At 67.5% G+C, this 19,579-nt stretch carries 21 protein-coding genes and 1 riboswitch; of the genes, 16 read left to right on the top strand and 5 right to left on the bottom strand.

Translation table 11 applies throughout. The annotated features are described in order from the left end of the window. Positions 1–20: 20 nt before the first annotated feature. The 5 genes from GGR17_RS14810 to phnC are packed head-to-tail and all read right to left on the bottom strand — an operon-like array spanning position 21 to position 4,225. Positions 21–674: an LbetaH domain-containing protein gene (locus GGR17_RS14810; RefSeq protein WP_054539225.1), complete on the bottom strand. Its 654-nt coding sequence runs from the start codon at positions 672–674 to the stop codon at positions 21–23. Beyond that, entirely contained in the window at positions 656–1,513 is an 858-nt protein-coding gene (gene phnE, locus GGR17_RS14815) for a phosphonate ABC transporter, permease protein PhnE (RefSeq protein ID WP_054539224.1), read from the bottom strand. Before phnE (GGR17_RS14815) ends, GGR17_RS14810 begins: the two co-directional genes overlap by 19 nt. Continuing rightward, a complete protein-coding gene (gene phnE / locus GGR17_RS14820; protein WP_054539223.1) occupies positions 1,510–2,430 on the bottom strand; it encodes a phosphonate ABC transporter, permease protein PhnE in 921 nt (306 codons plus the stop codon). The genes phnE (GGR17_RS14815) and phnE (GGR17_RS14820) overlap by 4 nt, the downstream gene beginning before the upstream one ends. 52 nt (positions 2,431–2,482) lie before the next feature. Then, positions 2,483–3,388 carry a phosphonate ABC transporter substrate-binding protein gene (gene phnD / locus GGR17_RS14825; RefSeq protein ID WP_054539222.1) on the bottom strand — a complete coding sequence of 302 codons (906 nt, stop codon included), beginning with the start codon at positions 3,386–3,388 and terminating at the stop codon, positions 2,483–2,485. 30 nt (positions 3,389–3,418) lie between these two features. Beyond that, the gene (gene phnC / locus GGR17_RS14830; protein ID WP_054539221.1) at positions 3,419–4,225 is read right to left on the bottom strand and encodes a phosphonate ABC transporter ATP-binding protein; all 807 of its coding nucleotides are present in this window, start codon (positions 4,223–4,225) and stop codon (positions 3,419–3,421) included. 463 nt (positions 4,226–4,688) lie between these two features. Between phnC and GGR17_RS14835 the strand changes: the two genes are divergently transcribed. The 16 genes from GGR17_RS14835 to GGR17_RS14910 all read left to right on the top strand — a co-directional run bounded on the left by GGR17_RS14835 (position 4,689) and on the right by GGR17_RS14910 (position 19,531). Further along, positions 4,689–5,558 (top strand): phosphate/phosphite/phosphonate ABC transporter substrate-binding protein, encoded by an 870-nt coding sequence (locus GGR17_RS14835; protein ID WP_054539220.1) that lies wholly within the window; start codon positions 4,689–4,691, stop codon positions 5,556–5,558. Between the two features lie 4 nt (positions 5,559–5,562). Continuing rightward, positions 5,563–6,345 (top strand): phosphonate ABC transporter ATP-binding protein, encoded by a 783-nt coding sequence (locus tag GGR17_RS14840; RefSeq protein ID WP_054539219.1) that lies wholly within the window; start codon positions 5,563–5,565, stop codon positions 6,343–6,345. Further along, positions 6,338–7,138, top strand: coding sequence for a phosphonate ABC transporter, permease protein PhnE (gene phnE / locus GGR17_RS14845; protein ID WP_054539218.1), 801 nt, complete (start codon positions 6,338–6,340; stop codon positions 7,136–7,138). Before GGR17_RS14840 ends, phnE (GGR17_RS14845) begins: the two co-directional genes overlap by 8 nt. Then, positions 7,135–7,791 (top strand): class I SAM-dependent methyltransferase, encoded by a 657-nt coding sequence (locus GGR17_RS14850; RefSeq protein WP_054539217.1) that lies wholly within the window; start codon positions 7,135–7,137, stop codon positions 7,789–7,791. Before phnE (GGR17_RS14845) ends, GGR17_RS14850 begins: the two co-directional genes overlap by 4 nt. Further along, positions 7,791–9,005, top strand: coding sequence for an alpha-D-ribose 1-methylphosphonate 5-triphosphate diphosphatase (locus GGR17_RS14855; RefSeq protein ID WP_054539216.1), 1,215 nt, complete (start codon positions 7,791–7,793; stop codon positions 9,003–9,005). The genes GGR17_RS14850 and GGR17_RS14855 overlap by 1 nt, the downstream gene beginning before the upstream one ends. Further along, a complete protein-coding gene (locus GGR17_RS14860) occupies positions 9,002–9,778 on the top strand; it encodes a class I SAM-dependent methyltransferase (RefSeq protein WP_054539215.1) in 777 nt (258 codons plus the stop codon). Before GGR17_RS14855 ends, GGR17_RS14860 begins: the two co-directional genes overlap by 4 nt. Beyond that, entirely contained in the window at positions 9,760–10,215 is a 456-nt protein-coding gene (phnG, locus tag GGR17_RS14865) for a phosphonate C-P lyase system protein PhnG (protein WP_054539214.1), read from the top strand. Before GGR17_RS14860 ends, phnG begins: the two co-directional genes overlap by 19 nt. Next, positions 10,216–11,298: a carbon-phosphorus lyase complex subunit PhnI gene (locus GGR17_RS14870; protein WP_054539213.1), complete on the top strand. Its 1,083-nt coding sequence runs from the start codon at positions 10,216–10,218 to the stop codon at positions 11,296–11,298. Then, a complete protein-coding gene (locus GGR17_RS14875) occupies positions 11,295–11,888 on the top strand; it encodes an HAD family hydrolase (RefSeq protein ID WP_054539212.1) in 594 nt (197 codons plus the stop codon). The genes GGR17_RS14870 and GGR17_RS14875 overlap by 4 nt, the downstream gene beginning before the upstream one ends. A 97-nt stretch (positions 11,889–11,985) precedes the next feature. Beyond that, the gene (locus GGR17_RS14880; protein ID WP_054540411.1) at positions 11,986–12,852 is read left to right on the top strand and encodes an alpha-D-ribose 1-methylphosphonate 5-phosphate C-P-lyase PhnJ; all 867 of its coding nucleotides are present in this window, start codon (positions 11,986–11,988) and stop codon (positions 12,850–12,852) included. A gap of 13 nt (positions 12,853–12,865) precedes the next feature. Then, a complete protein-coding gene (locus GGR17_RS14885) occupies positions 12,866–14,020 on the top strand; it encodes an alpha-D-ribose 1-methylphosphonate 5-triphosphate diphosphatase (RefSeq protein WP_054539211.1) in 1,155 nt (384 codons plus the stop codon). A 66-nt stretch (positions 14,021–14,086) separates the two neighbouring features. Continuing rightward, positions 14,087–14,286: riboswitch (cobalamin riboswitch) on the top strand. A 140-nt stretch (positions 14,287–14,426) separates the two neighbouring features. After that, positions 14,427–16,319, top strand: coding sequence for a TonB-dependent receptor plug domain-containing protein (locus tag GGR17_RS14890; protein WP_054539210.1), 1,893 nt, complete (start codon positions 14,427–14,429; stop codon positions 16,317–16,319). 20 nt (positions 16,320–16,339) lie between these two features. Beyond that, a complete protein-coding gene (locus GGR17_RS14895) occupies positions 16,340–17,176 on the top strand; it encodes an ABC transporter substrate-binding protein (RefSeq protein WP_054539209.1) in 837 nt (278 codons plus the stop codon). Next, positions 17,173–18,162 (top strand): FecCD family ABC transporter permease, encoded by a 990-nt coding sequence (locus GGR17_RS14900; RefSeq protein WP_037210690.1) that lies wholly within the window; start codon positions 17,173–17,175, stop codon positions 18,160–18,162. Before GGR17_RS14895 ends, GGR17_RS14900 begins: the two co-directional genes overlap by 4 nt. Next, complete coding sequence (locus GGR17_RS14905) at positions 18,159–18,917, top strand: ABC transporter ATP-binding protein (RefSeq protein WP_054539208.1); 759 nt, start codon at positions 18,159–18,161, stop codon at positions 18,915–18,917. The genes GGR17_RS14900 and GGR17_RS14905 overlap by 4 nt, the downstream gene beginning before the upstream one ends. Continuing rightward, the gene (locus tag GGR17_RS14910; RefSeq protein WP_054539207.1) at positions 18,914–19,531 is read left to right on the top strand and encodes a MotA/TolQ/ExbB proton channel family protein; all 618 of its coding nucleotides are present in this window, start codon (positions 18,914–18,916) and stop codon (positions 19,529–19,531) included. Before GGR17_RS14905 ends, GGR17_RS14910 begins: the two co-directional genes overlap by 4 nt. Positions 19,532–19,579 lie beyond the last annotated feature (48 nt).

Genomic DNA, 19,579 nt, shown 5'->3' on the forward strand with positions numbered 1-19,579 from the left:
GCCCGCGCAATGGGCTGGCGTCAGAGGGTGCCATTGCGGCAGGCCGAAATGAAATCGTCGATCCCGAGCGCGCGGATATCGGGCAGGGCATTCGCAAATCGATCCCGGGGCCAATCCCACCAGGCGATGTCCAGCAGCGCCTCGGCCTGGGCCTCGGAAAACCGGCGGCGGATGGGGCGGGCGGGCACGCCGCCGGTGATGGTATAGGGCGCCACGTCGCGCGTGACCACCGCGCCCGCCCCGACCACGGCGCCGGTGCCGATGGTCACGCCCGCAGTCACCGTCACCCCGTGACCGAGCCACACGTCATGGCCCAGCGTCACCCAGTCGTCGCGGCGCCAGGCGAAGAAACCGTGATCGTCCTCGCCCAGCCCGTAGGCCTGCGACCGGTAGACCGAATGGTGCTGGCAGGCGCGCCAGGTGGGGTGGTTGCCGGGGTTGAGCCGGGTCTGGTTGGCGATCGAGCAGAACTTGCCGATCGTGCTCCAGACCACGTGGCAATCCTGGGTGATGTAGGAGTAATCGCCCATCTCGGCCTGTTTCATCACGGTGCCGCGGCCGACCTCTGTCCAGGCGCCGAGGGTGCACTCGGTCACGTGCGCCCCGGGGTGGATCGTGGGGGCCTCTGTGAGCGGTGCTTTGGTGCCTGCGCCGCTCACCGCGCGCCTTCCCATTTGCCGATGAACCGGGCGCGGAGCAGGCCCGATGCCCAGTCGATGGCATAGACCATCAGGATGATCAGGAAGATGATCGACCAGGCTTCGTCCCATCTGTAGGCGGCGATGCGGTCGGACAGCAGAAACCCGATGCCGCCGGCGCCGACGATGCCCAGAATGGTGCCGGAGCGGACGTTGGATTCGAAATTGTAGAGCACGATCGACAGGATCACCGGCATCACCTGTGGCATCACGCCAAAGCGCACCGATTGCACCCGCGATCCGCCCGAGGCGACGACGCCCTCGACCGGTTTTCTGGACGTGTTCTCGATTGCTTCGGAAAAGAGCTTGGCGAAGGTGCCGATTTCGCTGACCGCGATGGCCAGAACGCCGGGCAGGGGCCCCAGGCCGAAGGCGCGGATGAAGATCAGCGCCAGGATCAGCACCTCGAAGGCGCGGATGATGTCATAGCCGCGCCGGGTGCCAAGGCGCAGGGCGTTCATCCGGTTGATGTTCTTGGCCCCCAGAAACGACAGCGGAAAGGCGATGACCGCGCCCAGCAGCGTGCCGAGAAAGGCCATCGACAGGGTTTCGCCCAGCCCCTTTAGGATTTCCGAGAACGCCTCCCAGCTTTTCCAGACATGCGGCGGGAACATGAAGCTGATCACCCGGCCCAGACGGCCAAGCCCTGTCCAGATCCGTTCGGGTGAAAAATCGAAAGCGTAGAAGCACCAGCCGAACAGGCCGATGAAAAGCGCCCAGAGCGCATAGCGGCGGATGCGCACCGGCAGCGGCGCCTGAAAGGCCAGCGGCAATTCGGCCCGGGCGGCGGCGATCTGAGCAGCGGTTACGGTCATGCGGACTGTCCCATGTCGATGATGCGGTGGCGCAGCTTTTCCGAGCCATAGTCGATGGCGATCACGGTCAGGAAGATGATCAGGAACAGCGCCGAAAGATCGGTGTATTCCTGCAGGCTCATCGCCTCGCGGAATTCCTGGCCCAGCCCGCCGGCGCCGACATAGCCGATGATCGAGGATGAACGCACGTTGATCTCGAACCGCAGCAATGTGTAGCTGATGATGTTGGGCAGCACCTGCGGCACCGCGCCATAGCGGATCTGGTCGAACCATGATCCGCCGGCGGCCTTGACGCCTTCCAGCGGGCGCATGTCGATGTTTTCGTTGACCTCGGAGTAGAGCTTGCCAAGCGCGCCGGTCGCGTGCACCGCGATCGCCAGCACACCGGCCAGGGGGCCGACCGAAAAGCAGAAGACGAAGATCAGCGCCCAGACCAGATCGGGCACGGTGCGCGCGATCTCCAGATAGCGCCGCGAGAACCACAGCACCCATGTGTTGGGCGCCAGGTTGCGCGCGGCGGGAAAAGACAGCGCAAAGCCGCCGATCACGCCCAGCGACGTGGCCATGAAGGCGATCAGCACGGTTTCCACCAGCAGCCGCAGCCAGATCTTCCAGCGCCAGAACCATTCGCCGAAATCGGCCCAGAAACTGTCGAGCCGCAGGGTGGGGATGGTCTTGGCGACATATTCGCCCAGGCGCGGGATGCCGGCCGGAACGATCCAGCGGTCGGCGCGGGTGCCGTCGGGCAGGGTCACCTGTGTGACCTTGAAGAAATCGCTCAGCTGCGCCGAGAGCAGGAAGGCGGCGAAGAACAGCATCGATCCCACGGCCCAGCCGATGCGGGCACGGCGGCGCTGAAGCGCGAAGTCGCGGTCGAAGGCCGCGATGGGCGGCAGGGTGTCGGCGGTGAGTGTCATGTGAAAAAGAGGCGGGCGGCCCGGTTCCGGGCCGCCCGTCTGTCCTTGAGCGTTACGAGGAACGGCGCTGTTTCTTCAGCCAGTCGCGCATGTCGACGATCCACTGATAGCGCTCGTGATCGACGCGGACCCAGCCCTTCTGGGTAGAGGACTCCCCACCCGTCATCTCGACAAAGGCGTTGTGATCTTTTTCCGGCACCGTTTCGACGGCGGCGGTCATCGCCTCGACCAGATCGTCGGGCAGGTTGGTGCGCGCGGCCAGCGGGCCCGAGGTGATTTCCGGCGATTTCCAGATCGGGCAGGCGACGCCTTCGTCGATCATCCCCTTGGACACCATGCGCGCGATCACGCCCGAGGTTTCGTTGGTCATGTAGGTCGAGGCGCTGTCGAACGTGCCGTTGACGACACCCTGAACACCGGCTTCGTGCGAGCCGGAGAAGGGGATCGCCTTGAAATGCTCTTTCGGCTCATAGCCCTGCTTGGCCATGTTGAAATAGGGCACGGCATAGCCAGAGGTGCTGTCGGGGTCGGCGAAGGCGTGAACCTTGCCCTTCAGATCGTCCAGCGAGGTCAGGCCGCTGTCGCAGCGGGTGACGACGATGGAGTAATAGCCGGTGGAGCCATCTTTCTGCTGACGGGTCAGCAGCGGCTTCACGCCGCCATTGGTTTCGGTATAGGCGGCGGCATAGGACGACGAACCGAAGAAGGCGAATTCGATCTGATCGGCGGCCATGGCCTGGATCACGCCGTCATAGGAGCCGGCGGTGAAGATTTCCACGTCCACGCCCAGTTCTTTCTCGAGGTATTTCTCGAACGGGGTGTAGCGCTGGATCCGGTCTTTCTCGTTCTCGCCAGACAGGATGCCGAACTTGATGACCTTGTAATCGTCCTTCCAGCCCTCGGCGAGTGCGGGCAGGGCGACCAGGGTGGCCAGGGCGGTGGTGAGCAGAAGACGCATGGGGGTACTCCCTGTTTTGCGGTTTGGTGGTCAGGCCGTCACATGCGGCCGTGCGGCGGTAGAGGTGACGGCCTCGTTGAATTCCATCAGCCCTTCGGTGCCGTAGATGTCGCGCACCACACCGTCGGTCAGCTGCGCGGCGGTGCCGTCGAACATAACCCGGCCCGCGCGCATGGCGATGATCCGGTCGCAATAGGCGCGCGCGGTGTCCAGCGTGTGCAGGTTGACCAGAACGGTCAGCCCGTCTTCGCTGTTGATCGCGGCCAGCGCGTCCATCACCTTGGTGGCATTGGCGGGGTCGAGGCTGGCGATGGGTTCGTCGGCCAGCATGATCCGGGGCTGTTGTACCAGCGCCTTGGCGATGGCCACGCGCTGCTGCTGGCCGCCTGAAAGCGTTCCGGCGCGTTGCAGCGCCTGCGGCACCAGATCAAGCCGGTCCAGCGCCTGAATCGCCATCGTGCGTTCGACGTCGGAGAAATTCATGGTCATCGACGACAGGAACCCGTGATGCGCCAGCCGCCCGATCAGCACGTTGGTCAGCACATCCAGCCGGTCGACGAGGTTGAACTGCTGAAAGATCATCGCGCAATCGGCGCGCCACTGGCGCAGGGCTCGGCCCCGGAGCGCGGTGATCTCCTGCCCGCCGAAGCTGACGGAGCCGTCCGAGGGGTCGATCAGCCGGTTGAGCAGGCGCAGCAGGGTGGATTTGCCCGCGCCCGAACGGCCGATGACGCCGACGAACTGGCCCGGTTCGATCTCGAGGCTGACGTTGTGCACGGCGTTGGTGTCGCCGAAGGTTTTGGTCAGACCCGAAAGAGTGAGTGCGTGTTGTGACATGGCGCAAACCATCGGACCGGCAAGTAACCGGCGCCTGTCGCTGCGGTGAAATTTGCAAAACGCTGATATGACGCGGGCGTGACGGCCGCAGGTGTGACATGACGGTTTTCAAAAGCTTAGCCGCAGATGCCCGTTTTCCGGGCGGGCGGAAATCTCATCGCGCCGCCCCTGCGCGCCTGTTCCGGCGCGGCCGCCGGACTCTGCCGCGGGCATCGGATTCTGCACCGGACGGGCGGGTGAAAACGCCTGCACCCCTTGGGCGGATGGATGAGCTTTGTTCAATAACCTGCTGTGGAATATTGATTTTATCAAAGTTACAGCCCCGAAAAATGCCATGACGCGGCGGGCGGCGTCATATTTTCGTCGCCCGAACGTGATCCACCCATCATAAAACCGAGAACCTGCCGTTACGCGCGGCCACTAGCCTCCAACGCGCTTGTCCCTAGCCATCTGGAGTGCTCTCATGCGCCTGAAACACCTTGTCCTGGGCACCGCCCTGGCCGCCTTTTCCGCCTTCTCCGCCGCCGCCGAAACCTGGAAGCTCGCCGTCACCGACGTCGAGGGGCTGGAGCGTCTGCAAACCGAATGGGGCCCGTTCAAGGCCGCGCTCGAGCAGGCCACCGGCGAAAGCTTTGAATTCTTCGCCGTGAACTCGCGCACCGCCGCCGCCGAGGCGCTGCGCAACAAGTCGGTCGATTTCGTCATCACCGGCCCGGCCGAATACATCGTCATCAACAAGTTGACAGACGCCACGCCGCTGATCGGCCTTGGCCGCCCGGATTATCACTGCGCCATCGTGGTGCGCGCCGACAGCGGCATCAACGTGCCCGCCGATCTCAAGGGCAAGAAGGTTGCCTTCGGCGACATCGGCTCGACCTCGAACATGCTGTGCCCGATGCAGCTGATGGCCGATTACGGCGTCGATCCGGTGAAGGACATCGACAAGATCCACACCTCGCGCAACATCGCCCATGAGGCGCTGAAGGCCGGCGACGTGGCCGCCATCGGCACCAACGCCAATTCCTGGATGGGTGTGCGCGCCAAGGAAACAGAGCTGCCCTACGGCTTCTTCAAGATCATCGCGCGTTCGGGCGATCTGCCCAATGACATGATCGTCGTGGCCGCCCATGTGCCCGCCGAGGCGGCCGAAAAGGTGAAGACCGGCATCCTGGACCACAAGACGGCCGTGATCGCCGGCATCACCGCCCATGAAGAGAACGACAAGTATATCGGCATGGATCTGGTGGCGATCAACGATGCCGCCTATGACAAGGTGCGCGCGATGTACCGGAATGCGGGCTATCCGCAGTTCGACAACTTCATCGGCGAATAGGCGCATGCCGCTTGATCGGAAGATCGGGGTTTCGGCCCCGGTCCTCAGCCATGATCTGGCTGTGGCGGGGCTGACCAAGGCCTACGGCCCCGCCGCGCCGGTGTTTACCGACGTTTCCTTTTCCGTCGCGCGGGGCGAGGCGGTGGCGCTGGTGGGGGCCAACGGCACCGGCAAGTCGACGCTGCTGCGCTGTGCCCTTGGCCTGATCGCGCCGACGCGGGGCACGGTGGATATTCTGGGCACCCGCATCGGCCCCGGCGCCACCGCGCAGATGCGCGGGCTGCGGGCGCAGACCGGGCTGGTGGCGCAGAAACACAATCTGGTGCCGCGCCTGTCGGTGCTGTCCAACGTCATTCACGGGCTGCTGGGGCAGGGCGCCGGGCCGCGCTACTGGACCCACATGCTGGCCCCGGCCGAGGCGCGCGACGCGGCAATGGCCGCGCTGGAAAAAGTGTCGATGGCCGATTTCGCCCACCGCCGCGCCGACCGTCTGTCGGGCGGACAGTCGCAGCGGGTGGCGATCGCGCGCGCGCTGGTCGGCCGGCCGCGCCTGCTGATCGCCGATGAACCGACCGCATCGCTTGATCCGGCGGCGGGCGAAGAGGTGATGGCCCTGTTCTTCAGCCTTGTGCGCCGCGAGGGCGTGACCGTCATCTTCATCTCGCACAACATGAGCCATGCGCTCAGCTATGGCGACAGGGTGCTGGGGCTGGCGCGCGGGCAGCTGCGGCTGAACGCCCCGGCGCGGGATCTGAAAATCGCCGATCTTCGGGGGCTATATGACTGACCGGACCATTCCCGCCCGTTTCGAACGCCCCTCGGCGCTGGCCTTCCTGGGCTATGGCGCGGCGGTGCTGTTGATCCTGTGGTCCTTTCAGGGGGCGGGCTGGTCGGCCGACAGGCTGATGCGCTCGCCCCCCGCGCTGGCCGATTTCATGTCGCGCAGCTGGCCGCCCTCGACCCATAACCTGGGCCGGCTGAGCCTGAAGATGGTCGAAACCCTGCAGATCGCGCTGGCGGGCGCGGTGCTGGGGGTGCTGCTTTCGGTGCCGGTGGCGATGCTGGCGGCGCGCGGGCTGATCGCGGGGCCGGTGGTCAACAGCGTGGTGCGCATCGTGCTGGGCTTTTTCCGCGCGGTGCCCGACATTGCCTGGGCGCTGGTGTTCGTGGTGGCGGTGGGGCTTGGCCCATTTGCCGGGATGCTGGCCATCGTGGTGGATACGCTGGGGTTTTGCGGCCGGTTCTTCGCCGATGACATGGAAGGCGTCGACAAGGGCCCGGCCGAGGCGCTGACCGCCACCGGCGCGCGCCGCATCGACATCGCCGCCTGCGCCGTCATCCCCGCCGCCATGCCCGCCTTCATCTCGACCTCGCTCTATGCGCTGGAAAAGGCCGTGCGCTCCTCCACCATCCTCGGGCTGGTGGGCGCGGGCGGCATCGGCATCGAACTGAAGGTGGGGTTCGATCTGTTCGACTATCCCACCGCGCTGACCGTGATCCTGATGATCGCGGTGGTGGTGATCGGGGTGGAGCAACTGGGCGTTCTGGCCCGCAGGAAAATCATAGGTGTGGAAAGATGACGACCGATACCGCGTACCAACACTGGAACGACGAATGGGCCAAGGCCGATGGCACCTCGAAATGGGAGCAGGCCGAGCCGGAAGTGCTGAGCTTTGCCGCGACCCTGCCCGCGGGCGCGCGGGTGCTGGATCTTGGCGCCGGGGTCGGGCGGCATGCGCTGGCCTATGCCCGGGCGGGGCTGAACGTGGCTGCGCTGGACGCCGCGCCGGACGGGATTTCCGCGATCACCGCCGCCGCCGCGCGCGAAGGGCTGACCATCGACGCCCGTCTGGGAATGATGACCGAACTGCCCTTCGCCGACGGATCGTTCGACCATGTCCTGTCGTGGAACGTGATCTATCACGGCGACGAGGGCGTGCTGAAGACCGCTATCGCCGAAATCGCACGGGTGCTGCGGCCGGGCGGCACGTTTCAGGGCACCATGCTGTCGAAGCGCCGGGTGCCGCTGGAGCTGGCCAAGGCGCCGGGGCGCGAGATTTCGCGCAACACCTGGGTGTTCGAGGGCGGCGGCGACAAGGCGCATCCGCACTATTTCTGCACCGGGCGCGAACTGGCGGAGCTGTTCGGCGCCTTCGAGTTCTGGCGGCTGGAGGACCGGGAGCATGACACGCCCGGCTCTTTCCACTGGCACCTGCTGATGGAACGGCTGTGATGGCAATTCAGATAGAGGGCGCCCGGGCGATCCTGCCCGGCGGGGTCGAGCGTGTGTCTGTCCGGGTCGAGGGCGGGCGCGTCACCGGGCTCGACACCCCCGCCGACGGCGCGCGGGTGATCGACGCGCGCGGGCTGGTGCTGGCGCCCGCGCTGGTCGATGTGCATGGCGACGCGTTCGAACGGCAGGTGATGCCGCGCCCCAACGTGTTCTTCCCGACAGAGGCCGCGGTGCTGGAAACCGACCGGCATCTGGCGGTCAACGGCATCGCCACCGCCTATCACGCGCTGACCCTGAGCTGGGAGCCGGGGCTGCGGTCGGTCGGGCGCGGGGCGGAATTCATCGATGCGCTGGCCGCGCTGGCCCCGCGCCTGACCGTGGAAAACCGGGTGCAGCTTCGGTGGGAAACCTTCGCCTTCGAGGCGCTGGATCTGATCGAGCGGGCACTGGCCGGCCCGCTCCTGCCCTCTGTTGCGTTCAATGATCACACCTCGATGTCGATGCGTGCCTTCGACGTGCCGATCCAGCAGCGCCGGTTCGAACAGTCGCCGGATTACACCATCGCCGCGCTGGATGATGACCGGCTGCGCCAGCGCACCGCCGGCAATGCCAAGCGCGCCGGGCTGACGACGGATGAATATATCGCCCATCTCGGCCAGATCTGGGAGCGGCGCAGAGAGGTGGACGCCACCATCCGCCGCGTGGCCGGGGCCGGGCGCGGACGGGCGGCGCCGATGCTCAGCCATGACGACACGCAGGTGGAAACCCGCGCCTATTATCGCGACCTCGGCGCCCGGATCGCCGAATTCCCGATGACGGTCGAGGTGGCGCAGGCGGCGCGCGAGGGGGGCGACGCGATCATCTTCGGCGCGCCCAATGTGATGCGCGGCGGCTCGCATATCGGTTCGCCCTCGGCGGGGGAAATGGTGGAGCGCGGGCTGTGCGATATTCTGGCTTCGGATTACTTCTATCCTGCGATGCTGGCCGCCGTGGCCCGGATGCTCGCCGACGGGCGCGGTTCGCTGCACGATCTGTGGAAGACCGTGTCGTCCAACCCCGCCGCCGCGTCCGGCCTGACCGACCGGGGCGAGATCGCGCCGGGCAAACGCGCCGACCTGCTGCTGCTCGACTGGCCCGAGGGGCATCTGCCCGCGGTGCGGCTGACACTGTCGGGCGGGCGTGTGGCCTATGGCACCGAAGGGGTCACGCCATGAGGGAGAACGCCCAGCGGTTCGACGGGCTGGCCGAAGCCTATGATGTCTATCGCCCGGGCTATCCGCCGCAGCTTTTCGAGGCGCTGGCCGGAGAGATGCCCGAGGGTGTGCGCTGCGCCATCGACGTGGGCGCGGGCACCGGCATCTCCACCCGGCATCTGCTGGATGCGCTGGGGCCCAAATGGCTGATCATCGCGGTCGAACCGGGCGCCGACATGCGCCGGGTGCTGTCCCGCCGGTTTCGCGCCGTGCCGAACGTGCAGGTGCTGGACGCCAGCGGCGAGCATCTGTCGGTGCCCGACAAATCCGCCAGCCTGGTGGTCGCCTGCACCGCCTTTCACTGGTTCGACCGCGACCGCTTCTATGCCGAGGCCGCCCGCGTGCTGATCCCCGACGGGGTGATGGCCATTGTCCGCAACCGCCGCAAGCCCGATCCGCTGATCCGCAAGTTCGATGCGTTTCTGGCCCGGCACAATCACGAGATCGGCGATTTCGAACAGCGCGAGAAACGCAAGGAACCCTCGGTGCGGGAACTGGCGGCGCTGACCGCATTCAAATCCCCGAAATCCCGCACCGAAAACTGGCATAACCGGATGACCTGCCGCCAGTTGATCGACCTTTACCTCACCCGCTCGACCACCTCGACGGTGGTGCGCCAGAAGGGGCTGGGCTTCGTGATGGACGAGCTGCAGCAGATCTGCGCCGCCGAACGGGCGCAAGAGCCGTTCACGGTGGCCTGGGAGGCGACGATGAAATGGACCAAGAAGAAATGATGGCGCGCGCGGATTGGCTGGCGGTTCTGGCGCGCGCGCCGCAGGCGGCAATGGAGGCGGCGCTGAGCGGGGTGACAACCGGCCCCGTGGTCTGGATCCGTCCCGCCGGGATCGGCATGGTGATGCTCGAGGGGCGCGCCGGCGGCACCGGTCAGCGGTTTTCACTGGGTCAGGCCACGGTCACGCGCGCGACCTGCCGCGCGGGCGAGCAGATCGGCGTGGGCTATGTCCTGGGCCATTTCCCCCGCCGGGCAGAGCTGATGGCGCTGTGCGACGCGGCGCTGCAGGGGCCTTCGGGCGCGGCGCTGATGGCCCGGCTGATCACCCCGCAGCAGGCCGCGCAACGCGCCGCGCGCGACGATCGCGCCCGCGCCGCCGCCGCCACCAAGGTTGAATTCTTCACCATGGCCCGGCACGCCGGCGCAAGGAGCACGTGAATGGCCTATGTTCCCGTCAAGGGCGGCGAAGAGGCGATCCTCAATTCGCTCGGCATGGTCGCGGAAGAGCGGCGCGGCGATCCCGCCACCCCCGAACTGACCATCGCCCAGATCCGCCAGCAACAGGCTCGCGCGGTCGACCGGGTGATGGCCGAAGGCTCGCTCTACGATCCCGATCTGGCCGCGCTGGCCCTGAAACAGGCGCAGGGCGACGCCACCGAGGCCGCCTTCCTGCTGCGCGCCTATCGCACCACGCTGGAACAGTTCGCCACCGCGCCCCCGCTGGATACCGCGCGGATGGCGATCCGCCGTCGCATCTCGGCCACCTACAAGGATCTGCCGGGCGGGCAGGTGCTGGGCCCGTCCTATGACTACACCCACCGGATGCTCGATTTCGATCTGATGCAGGATGGCCCCCGCGCGCCAGCCGCCCGCGCCGGTACGCCCGTCGATGCCCATATGCCCCGCGTCCCCGATCTGGTGGCGAACGAAGGCTTCATGGAACCGGCGTTGCCCCCCGAGGGCGACCCCGCGCCGGGCGATCTGACGCGCCAGCCCCTGGGCTTTCCCGCCGGCCGCGACACCCGCCTGCAAAACCTCGCGCGCGGCGACGAGGGGTTCCTGCTGGGGCTGGCCTATTCCACCCAGCGCGGGTTCGGGTCGAACCACCCCTACGCGGGCGAGATACGGGCAGGCGAGGTGCCGGTCGAGGTGGTGCCGGAGGAACTTGGCTTTGTCATCGACATCGGCGAGGTCACGGTGACCGAAAGCCAGATGATCACCTCGATCAAGGGCGCCTCGGGCGAAAACCCCCGGTTCACGCGCGGATACGGGCTGGTCTTCGGCCATTCCGAACGCAAGGCGATGTCGATGGCGCTGATCGACCGCGCCCTGCGCGCCGATGAATTCGCCGAACCACGCAAATACCCCGCCCAGGACGAGGAGTTCGTTTTGTACCACAGCGACAACGTTGAAAGCTCGGGTTTCGTGCAGCACCTGAAACTGCCGCATTACGTCGATTTCCAGGCCGAACTTAAGATGCTGCGCGAGATGCGCGCCGAGCGGCAGGAGGCATCGCAATGAACGCCGTGATCTTCGATATCGGCAATGTCCTGATCCGCTGGCGCCCCGAGGCGGCGCTCGCCCCGCTGTTCGCATCACCCTCCGACCTCGAGGAGGCGTTGCAACGCGCGGGTTTTTCCGCCTGGAACCGCGAACAGGACCGTGGCCGAAGCTGGGAAGACGGGATAGCCGCCGCGGCCACACCGCAGGACGCGCGCCTTTTCCGCGCCTATTACGAAGGGCTTGCCGCCGCCCATGCCGAAACGATCCCCCAAACCGTCGCCCTGCTCGAACAGCTGGCGGAACGCGCCGTGCCGCTCTATGCGCTCACCAACGCCTCGGTGGAAACGGCCCGGATCGTGGCCCGCACCCACGGCTTCATGGCGCGGTTCAGGGATGTCTGCATCTCGGGTGCCGAGGCGGTGCTGAAACCGGATCCCGAAATCTACCGGCGCCTGCTTGCGCGCAACGCGCTGGATGCCGGCGATTGCCTGTTCGTCGATGACAGCGCGGCCAATGTCGCCGGGGCACAGGCGGTGGGGATGAAGGCGCATCACTACACCGGCGCGGACGGGCTTCGCGAGCGCCTGCAACACGAAGGCCTGCTGTGATCGTTCCCCCTTTCATCTTTCCAGAAATATCCCCGCCGGAGGCATCGGATTTTCGCAGAAAATCCGCCCCCCGAACGAATGGGTCAAACACATGCCGATGAGCGCCCCGTCCCGACGTTACAACTACGGCTATCTCGATGAAGGCACCAAGCGCATGGTGCGCCGGGCGCTGCTCAAGGCGGTGGCGATCCCCGGCTATCAGGTACCCTTCGGCAGCCGCGAAATGCCCATCCCCTATGGCTGGGGCACCGGCGGGATGCAGATCACCGCGTCCATGATCACGCCCGCCGACCGGCTGAAGGTGATCGACCAGGGCGCCGACGACACCACCAACGCGGTCAATATCCGCCGCTTCTTTGCCAGGGTGGCCGATGTGCAGACCACCGACAAGACATCTGCGGCCACCCTGATCCAGACCCGTCACCGCATTCCCGAAGAGCCGCTGACCGAAGATCAGGTGATTGTGCTGCAGGTGCCCCAGCCCGAACCGATGCGCGGGCTGGAACCGCGCGAGACCGAATGCCGCAAGATCCACGCCTGGGGCGAATACGGGCTGATGCATCTGAAGCTCTACGAAAGCGTGGCCCAGACCGGGCGCATCACCATAAACCATTCCTATCCGGTGCTGGTCGGCGGGCGCTATGTGATGTCGCCCACGCCGATTCCGCGGTTCGACAATCCGAAGATGACGGGCATGCCCGCGCTGCAGCTTTTCGGGGCGGGGCGCGAGCGGCGGATCTATGCGGTACCGCCCTATACCGAGGTCAAGAGCCTCGATTTCGAGGATCACCCCTTCACGCCACAGCATTTTCCCGATCCCTGCGGGCTGTGCGGCGCGGTGGGGGTCTATCAGGATGAAATCCTTCTGGACGACAGGGGCGGCAAGATGTTCGTCTGTTCCGACAGTGATTTCTGCGCCCGCCGCCGTGCCGCGGGCCACAAGGGCCCGATGGCCGAGGACTAAGCCAGGAGTTTCGATGTTCGATCACATTTCCCCCGCCAGCTTCCGCCTGACCAACGCCCGTATCGTGACCGGCGACCGGGTGCTGCAAGGCTCCGTCTCGGTCGAGCAGGGGCTGATCGCCGAGTTGCGCGAAGGTCCGGCCGACGGCATTGATTGCGGCGGGGCCTATCTCACCCCCGGCGTGGTCGACATCCACACCGATCACGTGGAAACCCATGTCTTTCCCCGCGCGTCGGTGATGTGGGACTTTCTGAATGCGCTGATGGCCCATGACATGGTGGTGATCGGCGCCGGCACCACGACCGTATTCGACAGCCTGTCGGTCGGCGCCTCGATGAAACGCCCCGAGCGGCGCGAAATTCTGGGCCCGCTGGTCGAGGCGCTGGAGCAGGGCGTGGCGCGCGGGCTGTTCCGGGCCGAACATTTCCTGCACATGCGCTGCGAGATCAGCGACCCCGACACGATGGCGCTGGTCGATGCCAATATCGGCCGGCCGATCACGCGGCTGGCCTCGGTCATGGATCACACGCCGGGCGACCGTCAGAGCCTGGATGTCGATCACTGGACAGAACGCATGGCGCGCGAGATGAAGCTCGGCACCGAAGAGATGGCGGAACGGCGCGAAGAGCTTTTCGCCCGCTCGGCCCGCGTGGGGGCACAGGTGCGCGCCCATGTGGTGGCCGCCGCCGCCGCGCGACGCCTGCCGCTGATGACCCATGACGACCGGACGCTGGCGCATGTGGAGCAATCCCATGCCGAGGGCATTGCGGTGTCGGAGTTTCCCTGCACGGTCGAGGCCGCCGAACGCGCCCGCGCCCTTGGGCAGATCATCGTGGCCGGCGCGCCGAACTATCTGCGCGGCGGCTCGCAATCGGGCAATGTGGCGGTGGCGGAGCTGATGGCCGCCGGGCTGGTCGATGTTCTGGCTTCCGACTACGTGCCGCGCAGCCCGATCGACGCGGCCTTCGCCATCGCCGAGGACCCGGCGCTGCCGCAGGATCTGCCGCAGATGATCGCGATGGTCAGCCGCGCGCCGGCGCGCCTGGCCGGGCTGACCGACCGGGGCGAGATCGCACCCGGTCAGCGGGCCGATCTGCTGCGTATCCACCGCCGCGACGGGCGCAACCATATCGCTGCGGTCTGGCGGGGCGGCCAGCGGGTTCTGTAGCCCGCCCCCGGCGCCGCTTTTCGCGCCGGTCGGGGATTTGGCGTTTGACTCTTCCTTTCATTGCGCTAATCACGGGGCCACTTCGGTTCTGCCCTTCGGGGCGGATGAAAAGGGAACGCGGTGATGCCTTCGGGCCAATCCGCGGCTGCCCCCGCAACTGTAGGCGGAGAGCGAGGCTGACAATGCCACTGGGGCCGATGCCCCCGGGAAGGCCAGCCGAGCCCAGACCCGCGAGCCAGGAGACCTGCCGAGGTGATCACCCTTTCCGGGGCGCGGGGCGCGTGTCGGAAGCGGTCTGTCCGCAGAGGTGACGTTTTCACCGTCTGCGGCGGGGTCACGCCCTTTCCAAGGACACCATGACTGCAGGCGCCGGGCAAAGACCCGCGCGTTGGACGAGGGCAAGACAATGACGCATAAACTCATCACCGCCGGGGCCGTTCTGGCCGCCACCATTCCGGCGGCCGCCGCCGCGCAGGACGTGATCGTGCTGGACAGGATCGTGGCCTCGGGCGGCTTCACCCCGATCGAGGCGCAGACCTATGGCCGCTCCTACTCCATCCTGACCGGCGAAGAGATGGAGCAAAAGGGCCTGCGCACCGTGCAAGAGGCGATCCGCACCCTGCCGGGCGTCGCCGTCAGCCAGACCGACCCCTATAACACCCAGGTCCGCATTCGCGGCGGCGAGGGCAACCATGTGCTGGTGCTGATCGACGGGGTCGCGGCCACGGCGGGCGACAATGGCGAATATTACTTCTCGGGGCTCCAGACTGCCGATATCGAACGGATCGAACTGCTGCGCGGCCCGCAATCGGTGCTTTACGGCGCCAATGCGATGACCGGGGTGATCTCGATCATCACCAAACGCGCCGCGCAGCCGGGCACCAGCTATGAGGCCGGCACGGTCGCGGGCACGGATGGTACCTATGGCGCCGATTTCGCCCTGCGCACGCGCGGCGCGGCAGGGGAGCTGAACTTTTCCGTCCAGTCGCGCCATGACGGCGGCTATGACGTTTCGGGCGACGACGGCGGCGACGATGACAGCAGCACCCGCAGCACGATCAACCTGACCGGGCGCACCGCCTTCGCCTCGGGGATCGAGGCCGGGTTCACCCTGCGCGCCACCACCCAGGACTACGATTTCGACGACACCAATTACGCGGCCACCGACGCCGACAGCTATATTGTCGACACCGACAATACCGGCGACCGGGATGAGCTCTTCGCCTCTGTCTGGGCCGAGGCCGAGGCGATGGGCGGGCGGATGCGCAACCGGCTGACCTTCTCGGGCAATGACATCGACACGAAGACCTACGATCCGGCCGATGTTCTGACCTCGCAATCCGACAGCAGCCGCCGCGCGGCGCAGGCCAGGCTGAGCTATGCGCTCGACGCGCCGGCGCTGGGGCAGGCGCGCCATATCCTGAATGCGGTGGCCGAGCATGAATACCTGACCTTCCGCCGCGCCTCGGGGGGCACGGAATATGACCGGCGGATGAATTCGGTCGCGCTCGAATATCAGGGCGAGGTGACCGACGCGCTGAACGTGCAGGCGGGCGTGCGGCGCGATTTCAACTCGGATTTCGAGGATGCGACAAGCTGGAACATCGCCGCCTCCTACGCTTTCGCCAGCGGCGCGCGGCTGCACACATCGGCGGGCAAGGCCGTGGTCAACCCTTCGATGTATGAGCTTTACGGCTATTCGCCGGGTTTCTACACCGGCAACCCCGATCTGAACCCCGAGGAATCGGTCGGCTTCGACATCGGGATCGAACTGCCCTTCGCCGGCGGGCGCGGTCTGGTCGATGTGACCTATTTCCACGAGGATCTGGAAGACGAGATCGTCTACACCCCCAGCTTCACCTCGGCCGACAATCTGGACGGCACCTCCAAACGCCGGGGGGTGGAACTGGCGGCCAGCTATGAGGTGACGCCGGTGCTGGATATGGCGCTGAGCTATACCTACACCGATGCCGAAACCGCGACAGGCACCGTCGAGGTGCGCCGCCCCGAGCATCAGGTCGGGCTGGAAGCCACGCTCGCCGTGCTCGACGGGCGCGGCAGCGTCAGCCTCGGGTTACGCCATGTGGCGGGCAATTTCGACACCCAGGACTGGGGCGCCTATGCCACCGAGGAGCTGCCCGACTACACCGTCGCCACCCTCTCGGGGCATTATGCGCTTAGCGACCGGGCCGAGCTGGTGGCCCGGATCGAGAACCTGACCGACGAGGATTATTCCGAGGTCTGGGGTTATGAGGCGGCCGGGCGCAGCGCCTATCTGGGCCTGAGGGCCAGGTGGTAGGCCAATCGCCTTTTCGCCGCGTGCGGGCTGTCCTGCGCGCGGTGTTTTGCGCGGTGCTCGGCGCGGCCACGGTCACGGCTGCGGGCGCGGCGCCGGAGCGGGTGGTCTCGCTCAACCTGTGCACCGATCAGCTTGCCATGCTGCTGGCCGCGCCCGGCCAGCTTGTCTCGGTTTCGTTCCTCGCGCAGGATCCGATGAATTCCGCCATGGCCGACGCGGCGCGGGCCTTTCCCGCCAACCGTGGCCAGGCCGAAGAGGTGTTCCTGATGAAGCCCGATCTGGTGCTGGCGGGCACCTATACCTCACGCGCGGCGGTGTCGATGCTGCGGCGGCTGGGGATCGAGGTGGTGGAGTTTCCGCCCGAACGATCGCTTGACGATGTGCGCCGGCATCTGCGCCTGATGGGGCAGGTGCTGGGGCAGCAGGCAAGGGCCGAAGCGATGATCGCCGACTATGACACGCGGCTGGCCGCCCTGCGCGCGGATCCGGCCCACCGGCCGCGCGCGGCGCTGTATTCGGCCAACGGCTATACCACCGGCGGCAACACGCTTTCGGGCGAAATCCTGGCCGCCGCAGGCTTCGACAATATCGCCGCCGAGGCGGGTGTGCCCGCAGGCGGCGCCCTGCCGCTGGAGGTGCTGGTGATGCTGCGGCCCGATCTGGTGATCACCGGCGCGCGTTATCCTGGCGCGTCACGGTCCGAGGCGCTGCTGGATCACCCGGCGCTGGCCCCGCTTCTGGCGGCAGTGCCCGACGCGCCCGCCACCAATGCCGATTGGGTCTGCGGTACGCCCTATGTGCTGCGCGCCATCGAAGGTCTGGTGGCGGCCCGCAAGGCGCTGGAGGACGGGCGATGAGGTACGGCACGCTGATCGCCGGGCTGGGCGCGCTCGTGCTGGTGCTTTTCGCCGCCTCGCTGCTGATCGGCCCCGCCGCGCTGGGGCTGGGCGATAGCCTGGGCGCGCTGTTCGCCGGGCGGGGCGAGGCCGCCGTTCTGGTGATGCGCGAAATCCGGCTGCCGCGCGCGCTGCTGGGGGTCATGCTGGGCGCATCGCTGGGCCTGTCGGGGGCGGCGATGCAGGGCTATCTGCGCAACCCGCTGGCCGAGCCGGGGCTGATCGGCGTGTCCTCCTCGGCCGCGCTGGGGGCGGTGCTGGCGCTGCAGACCGGGCTGGCCGCCAGCTTCGCGCTGGCGCTGCCGCTGATGGCGCTGGCCGGCGCGGTGCTTTCGGTGCTGTTGCTGTTGCTGCTGGCGGGGCCGCGCGGCTCGTCGCTGACGCTGATCCTGGCGGGGATCGCGCTTTCGGCCTTTGCCGGGGCGCTGACCTCGCTGGTGCTGAACCTGTCGCCCAACCCCTATGCGGCGGCGGAGATCATCTTCTGGATGCTGGGCTCGCTCGGCGACCGGTCGTTCACCCATGTCTGGCTGGCGCTGCCCTTCATGGCGCTGGGCTGGGTGCTGCTGGCCACGCTGGGCCGGGGGCTGGACGCGCTGACCCTGGGCGAGGATGCGGCGGCGGCGCTTGGCATCCGGCTGGCGCGTCTGCGGCTGGTGCTGATCCTGGGCGTGGCCGCCTGCGTGGGCGCGGGCGTCGCCGTGGCCGGGGCGGTGGGGTTTGTCGGGCTGGTGGTGCCGCATCTGTTGCGCCCGCTTGTCGGCGCGCGGCCCGGCCGCCTGCTGCCCGCCTCGGCGCTGGGCGGGGCGGCGATGCTGCTGGCCGCCGATATCGCGGTGCGGGTGATCGCGCCGGGACGCGACCTGAAACTGGGGGTGCTGACCGCGCTGGTGGGCGCGCCGCTGTTCCTGCACCTGATCTACAAGACCCGGAGGGAGGGGCTGTGAGCCTGCTGACGCTCGATCACCTGACCGTGCATCGCGGCGACCGCGCCGTGGTGCGGGACGTGTCGCTGCGCGTGGGCGCGGGCGAATGCGTCGGCCTGATCGGCCCCAATGGCGCGGGCAAGACAACACTGATGCGCGCCGCCCTTGGCCTGTTACCCGCGACCGGAACAAGCTCTGTCGCCGCGCTGCCGGCTGCCGCGCGGGCCCGGCAGGCGGCCTGGTTGCCGCAAATGCGCGATATCGCTTGGCCCGTCAGCGTCGAAACCCTCGTCGCGCTCGGCCGCACGCCGCATCTGGCACCCGGCGGCCGGCTGCGCGAGGCCGATCGCGCGGCGGTTGACGCGGCGCTGGCGCGGCTGGATCTGGCGGCGTTCCGCAGCCGCATCGCCACGCAGCTTTCGGGGGGCGAACAGGCGCGGGTTCTGATCGCACGGGCATTGGCGCAGGACGCGCCGCTGTTGCTGGCCGACGAGCCGATTGCCGGCCTCGACCCGGCGCATCAGATCATGACGATGACGGTTTTCGCCGCGCTGGCGGCAGAAGGGCGGGCGGTGATCGCCTCGCTTCACGATCTGGGGCTCGCGGCGCGGCATTGCACGCGGCTGGTGCTGATGGGGGCCGGGCGGCTGGTGGCCGATGGCGCGCCCGCCGATGTGCTGACACCGGAAAACCTGGCGCAGGTGTTCGGCGTGCGCGCCTATTACGCGCAAACGCCTGATGGCCCGGTATTTCAGCCACTGGAGGTGGTGAAATGAGTGAGATGCTTGCATTCCTGCAAAAGGGCGGCCCGGCGATCTGGGCGATCACGGCGCTGTCGGTGGTGACGCTGACGCTGATCCTGTGGAAGCTCTGGCGGCTGGTGGCGGCGGGCGCCTGGGCGGGCGCGCGGGCCGAAAAGGCGGTGGCGCTGTGGCAGGCGGGCGAGCGTGACGCGGCGCGCGCGGCGGTCGCGGGCCGGGCCGGGCTGCGCGCCCGGCTGGTGCGCGCGGCGATGGCCGCGCTTTCGGGCGGCATGGGGCAGGCCGCCGCGCGCGAGGAAACCACCCGCGTGGCACGGGCGCTGCTGGCCGAGGCGCGCAGCGGGCTGCGCGCGCTGGAGCTGATCTCGGTCATCGCGCCCCTTCTGGGCCTTCTGGGCACGGTGCTGGGCATGATCGAGGCGTTCCAGACGCTGGAATCCGCTGGCAGCCAGGCCGATCCTGCCACGCTGGCCGGCGGCATATGGGAGGCGCTGCTGACCACGGCGGCGGGCATGGCGGTGGCCATTCCGGCATCAATGGCGCTGAGCTGGTTCGAAAGCGTGGTGGATGCCGCCCGGCATGACATAGAAGACTTGGCCACAAGGCTGTTCGTGGCGGAGGCGGGCTGATGGACGCGCCGTTGATCCTGCGCGCCGATGCAACGCTGCCGGGGGCGG

The sequence above is a fragment of the Actibacterium naphthalenivorans genome, from assembly GCF_014196965.1.
GTDB lineage: Bacteria > Pseudomonadota > Alphaproteobacteria > Rhodobacterales > Rhodobacteraceae > Actibacterium_A > Actibacterium_A naphthalenivorans.

Bases quoted from the DNA above. Each gene is read 5' to 3' on its own strand.
- phnD (WP_054539222.1), bottom strand. From the start codon at position 3,388: ATGCGTCTTCTGCTCACCACCGCCCTGGCCACCCTGGTCGCCCTGCCC.
- GGR17_RS14870 (WP_054539213.1), top strand. From the start codon at position 10,216: ATGGCCTATGTTCCCGTCAAGGGCGGCGAAGAGGCGATCCTCAATTCG.
- phnG (WP_054539214.1), top strand. From the start codon at position 9,760: ATGGACCAAGAAGAAATGATGGCGCGCGCGGATTGGCTGGCGGTTCTG.
- phnE (WP_054539218.1), top strand. From the start codon at position 6,338: ATGACTGACCGGACCATTCCCGCCCGTTTCGAACGCCCCTCGGCGCTG.
- GGR17_RS14860 (WP_054539215.1), top strand. From the start codon at position 9,002: ATGAGGGAGAACGCCCAGCGGTTCGACGGGCTGGCCGAAGCCTATGAT.
- GGR17_RS14835 (WP_054539220.1), top strand. From the start codon at position 4,689: ATGCGCCTGAAACACCTTGTCCTGGGCACCGCCCTGGCCGCCTTTTCC.
- phnC (WP_054539221.1), bottom strand. From the start codon at position 4,225: ATGTCACAACACGCACTCACTCTTTCGGGTCTGACCAAAACCTTCGGC.
- GGR17_RS14880 (WP_054540411.1), top strand. From the start codon at position 11,986: ATGAGCGCCCCGTCCCGACGTTACAACTACGGCTATCTCGATGAAGGC.
- phnE (WP_054539223.1), bottom strand. From the start codon at position 2,430: ATGACACTCACCGCCGACACCCTGCCGCCCATCGCGGCCTTCGACCGC.
- GGR17_RS14890 (WP_054539210.1), top strand. From the start codon at position 14,427: ATGACGCATAAACTCATCACCGCCGGGGCCGTTCTGGCCGCCACCATT.
- GGR17_RS14875 (WP_054539212.1), top strand. From the start codon at position 11,295: ATGAACGCCGTGATCTTCGATATCGGCAATGTCCTGATCCGCTGGCGC.
- GGR17_RS14810 (WP_054539225.1), bottom strand. From the start codon at position 674: ATGGGAAGGCGCGCGGTGAGCGGCGCAGGCACCAAAGCACCGCTCACA.
- GGR17_RS14910 (WP_054539207.1), top strand. From the start codon at position 18,914: ATGAGTGAGATGCTTGCATTCCTGCAAAAGGGCGGCCCGGCGATCTGG.
- GGR17_RS14885 (WP_054539211.1), top strand. From the start codon at position 12,866: ATGTTCGATCACATTTCCCCCGCCAGCTTCCGCCTGACCAACGCCCGT.
- GGR17_RS14840 (WP_054539219.1), top strand. From the start codon at position 5,563: ATGCCGCTTGATCGGAAGATCGGGGTTTCGGCCCCGGTCCTCAGCCAT.
- phnE (WP_054539224.1), bottom strand. From the start codon at position 1,513: ATGACCGTAACCGCTGCTCAGATCGCCGCCGCCCGGGCCGAATTGCCG.
- GGR17_RS14850 (WP_054539217.1), top strand. From the start codon at position 7,135: ATGACGACCGATACCGCGTACCAACACTGGAACGACGAATGGGCCAAG.
- GGR17_RS14900 (WP_037210690.1), top strand. From the start codon at position 17,173: ATGAGGTACGGCACGCTGATCGCCGGGCTGGGCGCGCTCGTGCTGGTG.
- GGR17_RS14855 (WP_054539216.1), top strand. From the start codon at position 7,791: ATGGCAATTCAGATAGAGGGCGCCCGGGCGATCCTGCCCGGCGGGGTC.